This window comes from Micromonospora sp. NPDC126480, assembly GCF_040302465.1.
Classification (GTDB): Bacteria; Actinomycetota; Actinomycetes; order Mycobacteriales; family Micromonosporaceae; genus Micromonospora.
In genome coordinates this window covers 70,457-85,050 of the sequence record NZ_JBEORU010000027.1, presented here as the reverse complement: position 1 = coordinate 85,050, position 14,594 = coordinate 70,457, and the positions used below count along the sequence as shown (strand labels likewise).

The window sequence follows — 14,594 nt, the reverse complement described above, 5'->3', positions numbered from 1 at the left end:
GCGACATCCGCCCTGAGGAGGAATCGTGCAGGATCGGCTCGACAACCCGGGTCATACCCGCTGGTCGCGGTTCGCCGTCATGATGGCGTCGGTCGCGGCCGTGGCCGCCGTGATCGTGTTCGCCGTGGCCGACGGCGCGCTCGCGGCCTCGTTCCTCGTCTCCGGCCAGACGTTCAAGATCTCCGCGTCGAAGTTGCAGGGTGAGGGTTTCGTCCAGTACGGCGGGGTCGCCCGGGAAGTCGACGGCACGCGGAATCCCGTCGCCGTCACCGGTATCCGCGACGCGGAGATCTTCGACCTCTGCCAGTCGGTAAAGGTGCCGGGAGCTCCGGTCGTACTCACCATCACCGCCGGCGGCGGTGGCCGGCCCGCCACCGCGAAGGATCTGGTGCTGGACGTGGTGTCGCTCGAGGGCGACGTGGTGTTCCAGGACATCAACATCGGACAGGACGCGTCGACCCTTGAGGGCGGTCCCGCCGGCGCCCGCGGCGAGCCGGGGTCCTTCGGCCAGCAGGCCGACGCGGTGACCATCACGAACCTCCGCCAGGTGGCCCGTTCCGCCCAGGCGGGGACGTTCAACCTGACCGGGCTGAAGTTGAAGGTCAACGTCGGCGCGGCCGCCCGGGAATGCTTCTGAGCTGACCACAGGGTGCCCGCGACGGTGCAGGCCGGGCGCCCGTACCTGCCCCAACTCCGTACCCGGCGGGAGGCGTAGTGGCAACTGCCGAACGACGAGCCCCCCTGCCGTACCGATTCCACGGCGCGTGGCGCGGCTTCCACCGCTGGCGGCGAACCCGGCCGTTCTGGGGCGGCCTGCTCACCGCGCTGGCCGGCCTGGCGATCCTCGGCACCACGAAGGTCTCGTTCGGGGCGCTCACCTTTCAGTTGGGACCGGTGGGCTTCCTCTCCTGGCTGATCCCCGCGATCCTGGTGACCTGCGGGCTGCTGATGTGGTTCAGCCCGCAGCACCGGATCCTCTACGCCGTGATCGCCGCCGTCACCGCGCTCTTCTCCCTGATCGCGGTGAACCTGGGTGGCTTCTTCGTCGGCTTCCTGCTCGGCGCCGTCGGCAGCGCCCTGTCGTTCGCCTGGGTGCCCGGTGCCCGACCGGACGCCCGTTCCGGTAGCGGCTCCGCCGACGGCGGTACGGCGACGGACGAGTCCGCCGGCGACGGTCGGACGGCGGAGGACGACACCGGCGCCGACGAGACCCCGACCGCGAGCCGCCGGCCCCGGTACGAACGCTGATGCCCGGCGGGGACGGCAGGTGGCCGCGTGCCGCCCGGCCAACGCCCCTCGCGTACGAATCGCACAGTGCGCCCGACCGGCGAACCGGGAGGCCGGCGGAGTCGCCGCCGGGGTCCGGGCAACGCGACCAGCGGCTCGCCGCGGTGCTGCTCGGGCTGCTCGGCCTGTCTGCCGCCGCGGCGCTGACCACGCCGGACCCGGCCCGGGCCTGCGCCCCGGCCCCGCCCGGGCCGGTGTCGGCCGGCGCGGGTGACCCTCGGCCGACGGCTCCCGCCGCCGGCTGTGTCACGCCGGATTCGCCCCGGAGTCCGCGCGGTGGCGTCGACGGCCGGCTTCCGCTGCCGTGGCTGGTCGCCGAGCCGGGGCAGCCGGTGGTGGCGGACAGCCCGGCGACTCTCACCGGCTCCGCCGTGACCATGACCGGGCTGCGTCTCGAAGGGATCGTCGACCTGCCCATCGCCGACGGCACGTTGCGAACGCTCAAGTTCACGATGGAGCAGGCCGTCATCGACGACGCCCTGCTCCGGTCGCCGGGACGGGCAGGCCGCGGCACCCGCCTGGCCACGCGGCGACTGACCGTGCAGGGGAAGGTGGTGTTCTACGTCACCCGCTTCACCGGCCGGCTGCACGGTGTCGAGTTCACGCTGACGCCGGACCTGGCGTACGCCATCCCGGTCGCGTCGACAAGCCCGGTCACCGTCACCCACCCGGCCATCGACCTGGCCTTCGTCACCGCCGACGTGCTGGCTGCCGGGCCTAGGTTGCAGCTCACCCCCGGCGGGCCGTGAGGTCGAAGGGCAGGCCTCGCCGCTCTCGCCGGCCGCCCGCGTCCAGCGGGCAGGTGCGCCGCCCCCGCGGCCTACTCGGGACGGGCGGCCGTCAGCAGGTAGTCGTCGACCTCGGGGCTCCACCGCAGGTCGACCGCCCCGGCGGTGGCCGCGGCCCGGCAGTACTGCAGGAAGCTGCGGTAGCCGAGCTTCTTCTCGCTGAAGTCCGGTCGGGCCCGCAACAGCTGGGTCTTCAGGCCGGACAGCGGGACACTGCCGCCCGCGCCGGCCAGCTCCGCGACGACCGAGCGGAGCAGCCCGAACGCGGTTTCCCGGTCGCCCTGCTCGGGCAGGGACACCTCCGGGTCGCCCTTGGCCGGCCCCTCGGCCAGCTCCACCACGTTCCGGTCGGCCAGGTGCCGCAGCAGCTCGCCGAACGTGCGGAACCCGTAGTCGGACTCGCTGAACGTCGGGTCCTTGCGCAGCAGCGTGCGCTTCAACCGCGAGGCCGTCACCTCCCCGCCGGAGCTGCCCTGCAGGCCGGCGACGGTCTGCGCGACGAGCGCGGCGAGCGTGTCGACGTCGCGGGCCGGCTCCTCGATCTCCGGCTGCGGCTCGGGCTCCTGCTCGACCCGCTGCGGCTCCGGCGCCCGCGCGGGCCGTCCCCGGCGCGTCCGGGGCGCCGGGATCTCGACGCCCTCCAGCCGGTCGTAGTAGAGGAACTCGTCGCAGGCCGGCGGCAGCAGGGCCGACGTGGACTTCTCCACCCCCACGCCGATCACCCGCTTGTTCAGCTCCCGCAGCTTGTGCACCAGCGGCGTGAAGTCGCTGTCGCCGGTGCAGATCACGAACGTCGAGATGTAGTCGCGCTCGAAGGCCAGCTCGATGGCGTCCACGGCCATCTTGATGTCGGCGGCGTTCTTGCGGGACGCCCCCATCCGCTGCGGTATCTCGATCAGCTCGACGTGCGAGCGGGTGAGCATGCGGCGGTCCTCGTCGAAGAACGACCAGTCGGCGTACGCGCGGCGCACCACGACCCGACCGCGCTCGGCGAGGGCGTCGGCGATGGGCCGGAAGTCGAACGGCGGGCCGCCGCCGTGGTCGCGTACGCCGAGGGCGAGGTTCTCGTAGTCGAGGAACAGGGCGATACGGTCCTCTTGATCCACGGCCGCCAGCCTACGCCCGCTCCGAACCGGGGGACGGGATTGGCGTCATCGGGGATTGCCCGCAGGTGGTTGACGGGACAAGAATCAACACCGTTCGTGCGAGCATCCTCGATGACCGCCGTGTGCGGCGGTTCACGCCCCACGGAGGTGCGGATGCAGGTTCCGGCACCATTCGCCTACGAGAGAGCCACGAGCGTCGAAGACGCGATCGAACTCCTGACCAGACACGGCCCCGAGGCGCGCGTCGTCGCCGGCGGGCACAGCCTGATCCCGATGATGAAGCTGCGGCTGGCCCGGCCGGACGCGCTCATCGACATCAACGACCTGCGCAACCTGTCCTACGTCCGCGTCGAGGGCGCCGAGCTGCGCGTCGGGGCGCTGACCCGCCACGCCGAACTGCTCGACTCCGCCGTCGCCGGCGAGCACTTCCCCATCTTCCACGACGCCGAACGGGTGATCGCCGACCCGGTGGTGCGCAACTTCGGCACCGTCGGCGGCTCGCTGTGCCAGGCCGACCCGTCCGAGGACCTGTCCGCCGTGTTCGCCGCGGTGCACGCCACCGCCGTGCTGCGCGGCCCGGACGGCACCCGCACGGTTCCGGTCCGCGAACTCCACCGTGGACCGTACGAGACGGTGCTCGCCCCGCAGGAACTGCTTGTCGAGCTGCGGGTGCCGATCCGGGGCGGCGGCGGCAGCGCGTACGAGAAGGTCGAGCGCCGGGTCGGCGACTACCCGGTCGCCGCGGCCGGCGCGGTGCTCTGGCTCGCCGACGGCACCATCGCGGACGCGGGCGTCGGGCTGACCGCCGTCGGCGCGCCGCACTTCGTGTCGCCGCGGGCGGAGGCGGTGCTGCGCGGCGCACCGGCCACCGAGGACACCTTCGTGGCCGCCGGCCTGGCCGCCGCCACCGAGTGCAGCCCGGTCGCCGACCAGCGCGGCCCGGAGGACTACAAGCGGCACCTGGCGGCGGAACTGACCACCCGTGCGCTGCGCCGGGCCGCCGCCCGCGCCCGGGGCGAGGAGGCCTGACGTGCAGATCACCGTCAACGTCAACGGGGTCGACGAGACCCGCGAGGTGGAGCCGCGGCTGCTGCTCGTGCACTTCCTGCGCGAGTCGCTCGGGCTGACCGGCACCCACTGGGGCTGCGACACGTCCAACTGCGGCACCTGTGTGGTGCTGCTGGACGGCCGGCCGGTCAAGGCCTGCACGATCCTGGCCGTGATGGCCGCCGGGCACGAGGTGCGCACGGTCGAGAGCCTCGAGGTCGACGGGACGCTCGACCCGGTGCAGCAGGGCTTCATGGAGTGCCACGGGCTGCAGTGCGGCTTCTGCACGCCGGGCATGCTGATGACCGCCCGGGCCCTGCTCGACCGTGACCCGGACCCGCCGGAGCAGCGGATCCGGGAGGCCATCTCCGGGCAGCTGTGCCGGTGCACCGGGTACGAGAACATCGTCCGCTCGGTCCGCTGGGCCGCCACGCACGGCGCCACGGCCGGGGAGGGCACGGGTACGGCCGACGCACCCGGCCCGGTGCCCACGCCGCGCGACGCCGCCGACGAGAGCGCCCAGGAGGTGCCGGCATGACGGACACACAGGAGCGCGCCACGGTCGGCTTCGGCCGGACGCTGCGCAAGGAGGACGCCCGGTTCCTGCGCGGCCGGGGCACGTACGTCGACGACGTGAAGCTGCCCGGCATGCTGCACGGCGCGATGCTGCGCAGCCCGTTCGCGCACGCCCGCATCGTCTCGATCGACACCTCGGCCGCCGAGGCACACCCGAAGGTGAAGGCGGTCGTCACCGGCGAGACCCTCAAGGGGCTCAACCTGGCCTGGATGCCCACCCTGTCGTACGACGTGCAGGCCGTGCTCGCCACGGACAAGGTGCGCTACCAGGGGCAGGAGGTCGCGTTCGTCGTCGCGGAGGACCACTACTCCGCCCGGGACGCGGTCGAGTTGATCGAGGTGGAGTACGAGCCACTGGCCCCGGTCGTGGACGCGAAGCGGGCGCTGGACCCGGACGCGCCGGTGATCCGCGACGACCTGGAGAACAAGGCGTCAAACCACATCTTCGACTGGGAGGCCGGCGACCGGGCGCGGACCGACGAGGTGTTCGCCCGCGCCGACGTGGTGGTCGCGCAGGACATGCTCTACCCGCGGGTGCACCCGGCGCCGCTGGAGACGTGCGGCGCGGTGGCCGACTTCGACCGGGTCACCGGGAAGTTGACGATGTGGACCACCACGCAGGCCCCGCACGCGCACCGCACCGTGTACGCGCTCGTCGCCGGCCTGCCCGAACACAAGATCCGGATCATCTCGCCGGACATCGGCGGCGGCTTCGGCGGCAAGGTCGGCATCTACCCCGGCTACGTGCTGGCCGTCGTCGGCTCGATCGTCAGCGGCAAGCCGGTGAAGTGGGTGGAGGACCGCGCCGAGCACCTGATGAGCACGGCCTTCGCCCGCGACTACCACATGCGCGGCGAGGTCGCGGCCACCCGGGACGGGAAGATCCTCGGCGTACGGGTGAACGTGCTTGCCGACCACGGCGCGTTCAACGCCACCGCGCAGCCCACCAAGTTCCCCGCCGGGTTCTTCCACGTCTTCACCGGCTCGTACGACCTGGAGGCGGCGCACTGCACGGTCACCGGCGTCTACACCAACAAGGCGCCCGGCGGCGTGGCGTACGCCTGCTCGTTCCGCATCACCGAGGCCGTGTACCTGGTCGAGCGGATGGTCGACGTGCTGGCGTACGAGCTGGGGATGGACCCGGCCGAGCTGCGCATGAAGAACCTGATCCGGCCCGAGCAGTTCCCGTACACCTGCGCGACCGGCTGGGAGTACGACTCCGGCGACTACCCGCGGGCGCTGCGGCTGGCCATGGACATGGCCGGGTACGACGAGCTGCGCCGCGAGCAGGCGCAGAAGCTGGCTCACCGGCAGGCGCACGGGCGCGGCAGCCTGATGGGCATCGGCGTCGCCTTCTTCACCGAGGCGGTCGGCGCGGGGCCGCGCAAGCACATGGACATCCTCGGGCTGGGCATGGCCGACGGCGCCGAACTGCGGGTGCACCCGACCGGCAAGGCGGTGCTGCGGATCTCCGTACAGTCACAGGGCCAGGGGCACGAGACGACCTTCGCCCAGATCGTCGGGCACGAGCTGGGCCTGCCCACCGAGGACATCGAGGTGGTGCACGGCGACACCGACCAGACCCCGTTCGGCCTGGGCACGTACGGCTCGCGGTCGACGCCGGTGTCCGGGGCCGCCACCGCGATCGTGGCCCGCAAGGTCCGCGAACGGGCGAAGATCGTCGCGTCGGCGATGCTGGAGGTCTCCCCCGACGACCTGGAGTGGGAGTCCGGGCGCTGGCAGGTGCGCGGCGACCCCGAGCAGGGCAGGAGCATCCAGGAGATCGCGATGGCCGCGCACTCCAGCCTGGAGCTGCCCGACGGCGTCGAGGGTCACCTCGACGCGACGACGGTCTACAACCCGCCCAACCTGACCTACCCGTTCGGGGCGTACATCTGCGTGGTCGACGTCGACCCGGACACCGGCCAGGTGAAGGTGCGCCGGTTCGTCGCGGTCGACGACTGCGGCGTACGGATCAACCCGATGATCGTCGAGGGTCAGGTGCACGGCGGCCTCGCCGACGGCGTGGGCATGGCGCTGATGCAGGTGATGGCGTTCGACCCGGACGGCAACCATCTCGGCGCGTCCTTCATGGACTACCTGCTGCCCACCGCGATGGAGTGCCCGTCCTGGGAACTCGGCGAGACGGTAACGCCGTCGCCGCACCACCCGATCGGGGCCAAGGGCGTGGGCGAGTCCGCCACCGTCGGCTCACCCTGCGCGGTGGTGAACGCGGTCCTGGACGCGCTCAAGTCGTACCGGGTCCGGCACGCCGACATGCCGCTCACCCCGGCCAACGTGTGGTCGGCGATCCAGGGCCGGCCGCTGCGCACCGACCTGGCGCTCACATGACACCGGTCGACCTGTTCGCGAGGGCGGACGGGCTGCGCGCCGGGCGCACCCCGTTCGTCCTCGCGACCGTCGTCCGCGCCGAGCGGCCGACCAGCGCCAAGCCGGGCTACCGGGCGATCGTCCTGCCGGACGGGACGATCGAGGGCTTCGTCGGCGGCGCGTGCGCCGAGTCGACCGTACGGCTGCAGAGCCTCGCGGTGCTGCGGACCGGCCGGTCGACGCTGCTGCGCGTCACCCCGGCGGCCGACGGGCAGCCGGCCGCCGAGGGGATGGTCGTCGTGGACAACCCGTGCCTGTCCGGCGGCACCCTGGACATCTTCCTGGAGGCGGTCGTGCCCACACCGCTGGTGCACGTCTTCGGCGACACCCCCATCGCCCGGGCGCTTGTCGACGTCGGGTCGGCCGCCGGGTACGCCGTCACGCTGAGCACCGATCCGGCCGCGCCGATCCCGCCGGACGCGACCGCCGTCGTGGTCGCCTCCCACGGCCACGACGAGGCGCCGGTGGTCCGCGCCGCGGTGCACGCCGAGGTGCCTTATGTCGCGCTCGTGGCCAGCCGCACGCGCGCCCCCGCGGCGCTTGCCGAGGCCGAGCTGCCGGCCGATCTCGCCGCCCGGGTACGCAGCCCGGCCGGGCTGGACCTCGGCGCCCGCACCCCCGGCGACGTGGCGCTGTCGGTGCTGGCCGAACTGGTGCAGGTGCGGGCGGCGGCGGCCCGGGAGACGCCCGTCCCGACGCGGCGCGACGGCGACGCGGCCGGCGAGGCCGTCGCCCCGGGGCCGCGCAGGCAGCTCCCGGTGGTGGACCCCGCCACCGCCGTGGACCCGGTCTGCGGCATGAGCGTCGCCGTCACCCCGACCGGCCTGCAGCTCGAGCACGCCGGTCGGACCTGGTACTTCTGCGCCACCGGGTGCCGCACCGCGTTCGCCGGCGACCCCGCCCGGTACGGCGGATGACGCCTCCCGCCGACATCGAGGCGCTGCGCTCCGGCCTGGACACCGCCGGCTACCTCGCCGACGAGTCGCTCGCCACGGCCCTGTTCCTCGCCGTGCGGATGGGCCAGCCCATCCTGCTGGAGGGCGAGCCCGGCGTCGGCAAGACGGAGGCGGCCAAGGCCCTCGCGGCCACGCTCGACACCCGGCTGATCCGGTTGCAGTGCCACGAGGGGCTCACCGTCGCCGAGGCGCTGTACGAGTGGAACTACCCGCGTCAGCTGCTCGCCATCCGGCTGGCCGAGGCCGGCGGGGCGGCGCGGCGCGAGGCGGACCTGTTCCACCCCGACTACCTGCTGGCCCGGCCGTTGCTGGCCGCCGTCGAGCATCCCGGGCCGCGCCCGGCGGTCCTGCTGATCGACGAGGTGGACCGGGCCGACGACGAGTTCGAGGCGTTCCTGCTCGAACTGCTCGCCGAGGCGAGCGTGACGATCCCGGAGCTGGGCACCCGCCGCGCCGCGCTGCCCCCGATCGCGGTACTCACCTCCAACCGCACCCGCGACCTGCACGACGCGCTCAAACGCCGCTGCCTGTACCACTGGATCGGCTACCCGGACGCCGGCCGGGTCGCGCGGATCGTCCGCCGCCGGGTGCCCGGCGTCGGCGACCCGCTCGCCGACCAGGTGACCGCCGCGGTGCAGCGGCTGCGCGCGCTCGACCTGTACAAGCCGCCGGGCGTCGCGGAGGCGATCAGCTGGGCCGCCGCACTCCAGGTGCTCGGCGTCGCCGTCCTGGACGAGGCGGCCGCCGCGCGCACCCTGTCCGCCGTCGTCAAGTACGACGAGGACCTGACGGCCGTACGCCAGGCGGGCCTGTCCGGGCTGGTCGGCGATGCGTGAGCCGGCCGGCCGCGAGCCGGCGACGCCGGCCCTGGGCCGTTCGACGGACCCGGCGTCAGTTCGCCGCGAACCGCCCGACCTGGCGCTGCTGGTCGCCCGGTTCGGCGCGGCGCTGCACGCCGCCGGGCTGCCCGTCGGGCCGGACCGCGGCGAACGGTTCGCCCGCGCCGTCCTGCTGGTGCGACCCGCGACGACCCGCGTCCTCTACTTCTGCGCCACGGCCACCCTGCTGGCCGACCCGGGCGACCGGCCGGTCTTCGACCGCGTCTTCCACCTCGTCTTCGGCGGCCTCGCCGACCCCGGCGAGCAGCGCGGCGACGCCGGCGACACGGACCCGGCGGCGGGCGGCGCGCCACCCGCCCCGCCGGCACCGGCCCACCGGCTCCACCCGGCCGGCGGCCAGCCGTGGTTCGCCGACCGCGGTCACCGCGACGCCCGCGCGGCCACCGCGACGCCGCACCGCGCGCTGGCCGCCGCCACCGAGCGGCTCGCCGAACGGGACTTCGCCGACCTCTCCCCCGACGAGCTGGCCCGGCTGGTCGAGCTGATGCGCCGGCTGCGGCTGGCCACCCCGCTGCGGCGCACCCGGCGAAACCGGCCGGCCGCCCGGGGCTCCACCGTGGACCTGCGGGCCACGCTGCGGCAGGCCCGGCGCACCGCCGGCCAGCCGGTACGGCTGCACCGGCGGCGGCCCCGCCACCGTCCCCGCCGCCTCGTCGTGCTCTGCGACATCTCCGGCTCGATGGCGCCGTACGCGCGGGCGATGCTCCAACTGCTCTGGTGCGCGGCCGGGGGCGCCGACGCCGAGGTGTTCACGTTCGCCACCCGGTTGACCCGGCTGACCCGGTCGCTGGGCCGCACCGGAGCGGCGTCGGCCCTGAACCGGGCCGGGCGGACCGCCCCCGACTGGTCCGGCGGCACCCGCATCGGCGTGACGCTGAAGGAGTTCAACGACCGGTACGGGGCCCGCGGGCTGGCGCGCGGCGCCGTCGTGCTGGTGGTCTCCGACGGGTGGGACACCGGTGACCCCACGCGGCTGGGGCGGGAGATGGCCCGGCTGTCGCGGCTGGCGTACCGGATCGTCTGGGCGAACCCGCGCACGAAGAGCGCCCGGTACCGGCCGCTCGTGGGCGGGATGGCGGCGGCCTGGCCGTACTGCGACGCGGTGGTCAGCGCCCACGACCTCGCGGCCCTGGACGACCTGCTCGCGGCGCTGGGCGCACCGTCCCGCGCCGCGCCGCGGACATCCCGGCGGCCGCGGTGACCGGCGTCGCGGGGTTGGTGCTGGCCGCCGGCGCCGGGCGCCGGCTCGGCGGGCCGAAGGCCCTGCTGCGGCTGGACGGCGTACCGCTTGCCGAGCGGGCGGTGCGCGGCGCGCGCGACGGCGGCTGCGCGCCGGTGGTGGTCGTCCTCGGCGCGGCGGCCGACCGGGTACGCGCCGTCGCCGACCTGACCGCCGCCACGGTCGTCGTCAACCCGCGGTGGGCGACCGGGCTCGGCTCCTCGCTGCGGGCGGGGCTCGCCGCGCTCGGCGGGACCGACGCCACGGCGGCGCTGGTCCTGCTCGTCGACACGCCCGGCGTCGGCGCGGAGGCGGTACGCCGGGTCGCGGCGCACGGCGACGACGAGCACGTCCTCGCCTGCGCGACCTACGGCGGCCGGCCGGGCCACCCGGTGCTGCTCGGCCGGGCGCACTGGGCCGCGATCGCCGCCCGGGCCGACGGTGACGCGGGGGCCCGCCGGTACCTGCGCGCCGCCGGCCCGGCGGTGGTGGAGGTGCCCTGCGACGGCATCGCCGCCCCGGCCGACGTGGACACCGCCGAGGACGCCCGCCGGCACGGGATCGACCCTGGCGACGCCGTGCCGTGGGGGCCATAGTGATGGTTGTGCCGTCAACTACCGTCGGGGGTGGGTGAGCATGCGCGAGGTGCTCGGCGATCTCCTGGCCTGGTGGCGGGCGGGCGATCCGGTCGCGATGGCGACCGTGGTGGGCACCTGGCAGAGCGCTCCCCGGCCGCCCGGGGCGGTGATGCTCGTCGGGCCCGGCGGCACGGCGGTCGGCAGCGTCTCCGGCGGGTGCGTCGAGGCCGCCGTGTACGACCTCGGCCTAGCCGTGACCGAGTCCGGCGAGCCGCGCCTGGCCCGCTACGGCGTAAGCGACGACGACGCGTTCGAGGTGGGCCTGACCTGCGGCGGCACCATCGAGATCTTCGTCGAGCGGGTCGATCGGGCGGCGTACCCGCAGCTCGGCGAGGTGGCGGACGCCCTGGCGGCGGGCCGGCCGGTCGTGGTGGCCACAGTGGTCCGCGGCCCGGCCGACCGGGTCGGCCGGCGGCTGGTCGTCTGGCCCGACCGGCGCGCCGGGGGTCTCGGCGCCGCCCGGCTCGACGACGCCGTGGCCGACGACGCCCGCGGCCTGCTCGCCGCCGGACGGACCGGTCCCCTGGGGTACGGCGTGGACGGCGATCGCCTCGGCGACGACCTGACCGTTTTCGTCGCCGCGTTCGCGCCGCCGCCGCGGATGATCGTCTTCGGTGCGATCGACTTCGCGGGGGCGCTGGCGCGCCTGGGCGGCTTCCTCGGCTACCGGGTCACGGTCTGCGACGCCCGGCCGGTGTTCGCGACCGCCCGCCGCTTCCCCGGGGCCGAGGTGGTGGTCGACTGGCCGCACCGGTACCTGACCGGCGAGATCGAGGCGGGCCGGGTCGACGGGCGCACCGCCGTGTGCGTGCTCACCCACGACCCCAAGTTCGACGTCCCGGCGCTGCGGGTCGCCCTCGGGCACCCGTTCGCGTACGTCGGCGCGATGGGCTCGCGGCGCACGCACGCCGACCGGCTCGCCCGGCTGCGGGCCGAGGGCGTCACACCGGAGCAGCTCGCCCGGCTCGCCTCGCCGATCGGGCTGGACCTCGGCGCGCGTACGCCGGAGGAGACGGCGGTGAGCATCGCCGCGGAGCTGATCGCCGCGCGGTGGGGCGGCAGTGGCCAACGACTGTCCGGACTGGACGGTTCCATTCACGAGAACCTGGATCGGTACTGATGCAGCTGGAACAGAACTTCGTCGTGGCAGCACCCGTCGACCGCGCCTGGGAGGTGCTGCTGGACCTGGACCGGATCGTCCCGTGCATGCCCGGCGCGGCGCTCACCTCGCACGAGGGGGACGAGTTCACCGGCACCGTCCGGGTGAAGCTCGGCCCGATGGCCATGACCTTCGCCGGCCGGGGCCGGTTCGTCGAACGCGACGCCGCGGCGCACCGGATGGTGGTCGAGGCGTCCGGGCGGGACACCAAGGGGGCCGGCTCGGCGTCGGCCCGGGTGCACGCCACCCTGCGCGCCGACGGTGACGTCACCGCCGTCACGGTGCTGACCGACCTCACCATCGCCGGCCGGGTGGCCCAGCTCGGGCGCGGGATGATCGCGGACGTGAGCGCCCGCCTGCTCGACGAGTTCACCGCCTGCCTGGCCGGACAGCTCGCCCCGGCACCGGCCACGGCGCCGGCCGCCGCCCCGGGCGCCGGCGAGACCACGGCCGCCGCCCCGGACTCCGGCGGGACCACGGCCGCCGCCCCGGACACCCGGCCCGGCGCGCCGACCGGTCAGCCCGCCGTTTCGTCCCCGGCTGCGGCACCCGCCCCGGCCGTGCCCGCCCCGCGGGCGCCGGCCGAGCCGATCGACCTGCTCGCCGTCACCGGGGTCCGGGCGACGGCCCGGCGCATCGCGCCGTACGCGGTGACGTTCCTGGCCGGCGCGCTCGTCGGGGCGCTGCTGACGGCCTGGCTGGGCTAGCGGGCGTCACTCGAAGCGGGACGGGTCGCCGGCGCCCCGGCGCAGGATCTCCGGCTCGTCCCCGGACAGGTCGACCACCGTGGTCGGCTCCTTGCCGCAGTCGCCCGCGTCCACCACCGCGTCCAGGGCGTGGTCCAGCCGTTCCTTGATCTCCCAGCCCTGGGTCAGCGGCTCGTCCTCACCGGGCAGGATCAGCGTGCTCGACACCAGGGGTTCGCCGAGCTCGGCCAGCAGCGCCTGGGTGACGGTGTGCGCGGGCACCCGTACGCCCACGGTGCGCTTCCTGGGGTGCAGCATCCGGCGCGGCACCTCCTTGGTGGCCGGCAGGATGAACGTGTAGCTGCCCGGGGTGGACGCCTTCACCAGGCGGAAGACCGAGTTGCTGACGTGCACGAACTGGCCGAGCTGCGCGAAGTCCCGGCAGACGAGGGTGAAGTGGTGCCGGTCGTCGAGGTGCCGGACGGCGCGGATCCGGTCCAGCCCGTCGCGGTTGCCGAGCTGGCAACCGAACGCGAAGCACGAGTCGGTGGGGTAGGCGATCAGGCCGCCGTCCCGGAGCAGGTCGACGACCTGCCGGAGGATCCGGGGCTGCGGGTTTTCCGGGTGCACGTCGTAGTACCTCGCCATGCGCCGAGCCTAGGCGCTGCCGGGCGGCGCCGGCACCGGTAAGAAAGCTAACCATTGTTACCGGCACGTTATTGACGTGACCGCCATCACTTTAGTTGACTGCGACGGAACCGGTTCCGTAACCGGTTCCGCAACCGGTTCCGACCGCCGCCGAGGAGCGTCCTGCCGTGCCGATCACCATCGCCGACGTCGCCAGCCGGGCGGGCGTGAGCAAGACGACCGTCTCCCGGGTGCTCAACGGCAAGGGCGAGGTCGACCAGAGCACCGCCGACCGGGTGCGCGCGGTCATCTCGGCCCTCGGCTACGTGCCCAGCGCGCGTGCCGTCAACCTGGCCCGCGGCCGGACCCGGGTGCTCGGGATGCTGGTGCCCGCGCTGACCTGGCCGTGGATGGGCGAGGTGCTCCAGGGCGCGGTCGACGTGGTCGAGGACGAGGGGTACGGGCTGCTGCTGTTCAGCTGCCACCGCGGCGACGAGTCGATGCGGCGGTTCGCCTCCCAGGTCTCGGCGAAGTCGTTCGACGGCCTGCTGGTGGTGGAGCCGGAGGGCACGCTGGACTACATCACCGCCCTGCACGAGCAGGGCCTGCCCGTCATCCTCATCGACGACCGGGCCCACCGTCCCCGCTTCCCGTCCGTGCAGACCACAAACGAGGCAGGTGCCCGCGACGCGGCGGCGCACCTGCTCGACCTGGGGCGGCGGCGACCCGTCGTCATCACCGGCGTGCCCCAGTTCGGCTGCACGACCGAGCGGCTGACCGGGTTCGCCGACGTCTACGCCGAGGCGGGGCTGCCGATCGACCCGGACCGCGTGGTCGAGGGGGACTTCACCTTCGAGTGCGGCCGGGCGGCGGTGCAGCGGCTGCTCGCCGCCGCCGTGCCGTTCGACGCCGTGTTCGCCCACAACGACCTGTCCGCCGCCGGGGCCCTGCAGGCCCTGACGGACGCCGGCCGCCGGGTGCCGGACGACGTCGCGGTCGTCGGCTTCGACGACCTGCCCCTGGCCGGGCACACGCACCCGCCGCTGAGTTCCGTGAGCCAGCCGCTGCGGGAGATGGGTGCGGCGGCCGCCCGCACGCTCATCTCCCACCTCGACGGCACACCCCTGCCCGACTCTCCCATCGTCATCCCCACCGGCTTCACCGTGCGCGCCTCGACCCGCGCCACCTGACCCCACACCGACACCGACGACGCCG

The 14,594-nt window shown here is 74.6% G+C and carries 14 protein-coding genes and 1 pseudogene; 13 read left to right on the top strand and 2 right to left on the bottom strand.

Features of this window, described 5'->3' with window-relative positions; all coding sequences use genetic code 11:
- Positions 1-25 precede the first annotated feature (25 nt).
- The 3 genes and pseudogenes from ABTW87_RS22945 (at position 26) to ABTW87_RS22935 (ending at position 2,036) form a co-directional block, all read left to right on the top strand.
- A complete protein-coding gene (locus ABTW87_RS22945; protein WP_350653001.1) occupies positions 26-637 on the top strand; it encodes a DUF6230 family protein in 612 nt (203 codons plus the stop codon).
- Positions 638-714: 77 nt separating this feature from the next.
- Positions 715-1,143: pseudogene (locus ABTW87_RS22940) on the top strand (DUF6114 domain-containing protein); the annotation flags it as partial.
- Positions 1,144-1,391: 248 nt separating this feature from the next.
- Positions 1,392-2,036 (top strand): hypothetical protein, encoded by a 645-nt coding sequence (locus ABTW87_RS22935; protein WP_350653000.1) that lies wholly within the window; start codon positions 1,392-1,394, stop codon positions 2,034-2,036.
- A gap of 71 nt (positions 2,037-2,107) precedes the next feature.
- Here the strand turns inward: ABTW87_RS22935 and ABTW87_RS22930 are convergent, their stop codons facing one another.
- Complete coding sequence (locus ABTW87_RS22930; RefSeq protein ID WP_350652999.1) at positions 2,108-3,181, bottom strand: NYN domain-containing protein; 1,074 nt, start codon at positions 3,179-3,181, stop codon at positions 2,108-2,110.
- A 153-nt stretch (positions 3,182-3,334) separates the two neighbouring features.
- On the opposite strand from ABTW87_RS22930, the gene ABTW87_RS22925 reads away from it, so the two are divergent.
- From ABTW87_RS22925 to ABTW87_RS22885, 9 genes are read left to right on the top strand one after another with little or no spacing between them, the layout of a single operon-like run.
- Positions 3,335-4,210: an FAD binding domain-containing protein gene (locus tag ABTW87_RS22925; RefSeq protein WP_350652998.1), complete on the top strand. Its 876-nt coding sequence runs from the start codon at positions 3,335-3,337 to the stop codon at positions 4,208-4,210.
- A 1-nt stretch (position 4,211) separates the two neighbouring features.
- Positions 4,212-4,766: a (2Fe-2S)-binding protein gene (locus ABTW87_RS22920; RefSeq protein WP_350652997.1), complete on the top strand. Its 555-nt coding sequence runs from the start codon at positions 4,212-4,214 to the stop codon at positions 4,764-4,766.
- Positions 4,763-7,156: an aerobic carbon-monoxide dehydrogenase large subunit gene (locus ABTW87_RS22915; RefSeq protein WP_350652996.1), complete on the top strand. Its 2,394-nt coding sequence runs from the start codon at positions 4,763-4,765 to the stop codon at positions 7,154-7,156. The genes ABTW87_RS22920 and ABTW87_RS22915 overlap by 4 nt, the downstream gene beginning before the upstream one ends.
- The gene (locus ABTW87_RS22910) at positions 7,153-8,112 is read left to right on the top strand and encodes an XdhC family protein (RefSeq protein ID WP_350652995.1); all 960 of its coding nucleotides are present in this window, start codon (positions 7,153-7,155) and stop codon (positions 8,110-8,112) included. Before ABTW87_RS22915 ends, ABTW87_RS22910 begins: the two co-directional genes overlap by 4 nt.
- Positions 8,109-8,987, top strand: a complete 879-nt coding sequence (locus ABTW87_RS22905; protein WP_350652994.1) for an AAA family ATPase — start codon at positions 8,109-8,111, stop codon at positions 8,985-8,987. The genes ABTW87_RS22910 and ABTW87_RS22905 overlap by 4 nt, the downstream gene beginning before the upstream one ends.
- Positions 8,980-10,251 carry a vWA domain-containing protein gene (locus ABTW87_RS22900; protein WP_350652993.1) on the top strand — a complete coding sequence of 424 codons (1,272 nt, stop codon included), beginning with the start codon at positions 8,980-8,982 and terminating at the stop codon, positions 10,249-10,251. The genes ABTW87_RS22905 and ABTW87_RS22900 overlap by 8 nt, the downstream gene beginning before the upstream one ends.
- A complete protein-coding gene (locus ABTW87_RS22895) occupies positions 10,248-10,865 on the top strand; it encodes a nucleotidyltransferase family protein (protein WP_350652992.1) in 618 nt (205 codons plus the stop codon). The genes ABTW87_RS22900 and ABTW87_RS22895 overlap by 4 nt, the downstream gene beginning before the upstream one ends.
- 40 nt (positions 10,866-10,905) lie before the next feature.
- The gene (locus ABTW87_RS22890) at positions 10,906-12,027 is read left to right on the top strand and encodes an XdhC family protein (protein WP_350653016.1); all 1,122 of its coding nucleotides are present in this window, start codon (positions 10,906-10,908) and stop codon (positions 12,025-12,027) included.
- The gene (locus ABTW87_RS22885) at positions 12,027-12,773 is read left to right on the top strand and encodes an SRPBCC family protein (RefSeq protein ID WP_350652991.1); all 747 of its coding nucleotides are present in this window, start codon (positions 12,027-12,029) and stop codon (positions 12,771-12,773) included. The genes ABTW87_RS22890 and ABTW87_RS22885 overlap by 1 nt, the downstream gene beginning before the upstream one ends.
- 6 nt (positions 12,774-12,779) lie before the next feature.
- Here ABTW87_RS22885 and ABTW87_RS22880 read toward each other — a convergent pair whose 3' ends face one another.
- Positions 12,780-13,400, bottom strand: a complete 621-nt coding sequence (locus tag ABTW87_RS22880) for an L-threonylcarbamoyladenylate synthase (protein ID WP_350652990.1) — start codon at positions 13,398-13,400, stop codon at positions 12,780-12,782.
- Between the two features lie 167 nt (positions 13,401-13,567).
- Between ABTW87_RS22880 and ABTW87_RS22875 the strand changes: the two genes are divergently transcribed.
- Entirely contained in the window at positions 13,568-14,569 is a 1,002-nt protein-coding gene (locus ABTW87_RS22875; protein ID WP_350652989.1) for a LacI family DNA-binding transcriptional regulator, read from the top strand.
- Positions 14,570-14,594: the final 25 nt, after the last annotated feature.

Excerpts from the sequence above, each read along its gene's own strand:
- ABTW87_RS22905 (WP_350652994.1), top strand. The coding sequence starts at position 8,109 with ATGACGCCTCCCGCCGACATCGAGGCGCTGCGCTCCGGCCTGGACACC.
- ABTW87_RS22925 (WP_350652998.1), top strand. The coding sequence starts at position 3,335 with ATGCAGGTTCCGGCACCATTCGCCTACGAGAGAGCCACGAGCGTCGAA.
- ABTW87_RS22880 (WP_350652990.1), bottom strand. The coding sequence starts at position 13,400 with ATGGCGAGGTACTACGACGTGCACCCGGAAAACCCGCAGCCCCGGATC.
- ABTW87_RS22915 (WP_350652996.1), top strand. The coding sequence starts at position 4,763 with ATGACGGACACACAGGAGCGCGCCACGGTCGGCTTCGGCCGGACGCTG.
- ABTW87_RS22890 (WP_350653016.1), top strand. The coding sequence starts at position 10,906 with ATGCGCGAGGTGCTCGGCGATCTCCTGGCCTGGTGGCGGGCGGGCGAT.
- ABTW87_RS22900 (WP_350652993.1), top strand. The coding sequence starts at position 8,980 with ATGCGTGAGCCGGCCGGCCGCGAGCCGGCGACGCCGGCCCTGGGCCGT.
- ABTW87_RS22885 (WP_350652991.1), top strand. The coding sequence starts at position 12,027 with ATGCAGCTGGAACAGAACTTCGTCGTGGCAGCACCCGTCGACCGCGCC.
- ABTW87_RS22910 (WP_350652995.1), top strand. The coding sequence starts at position 7,153 with ATGACACCGGTCGACCTGTTCGCGAGGGCGGACGGGCTGCGCGCCGGG.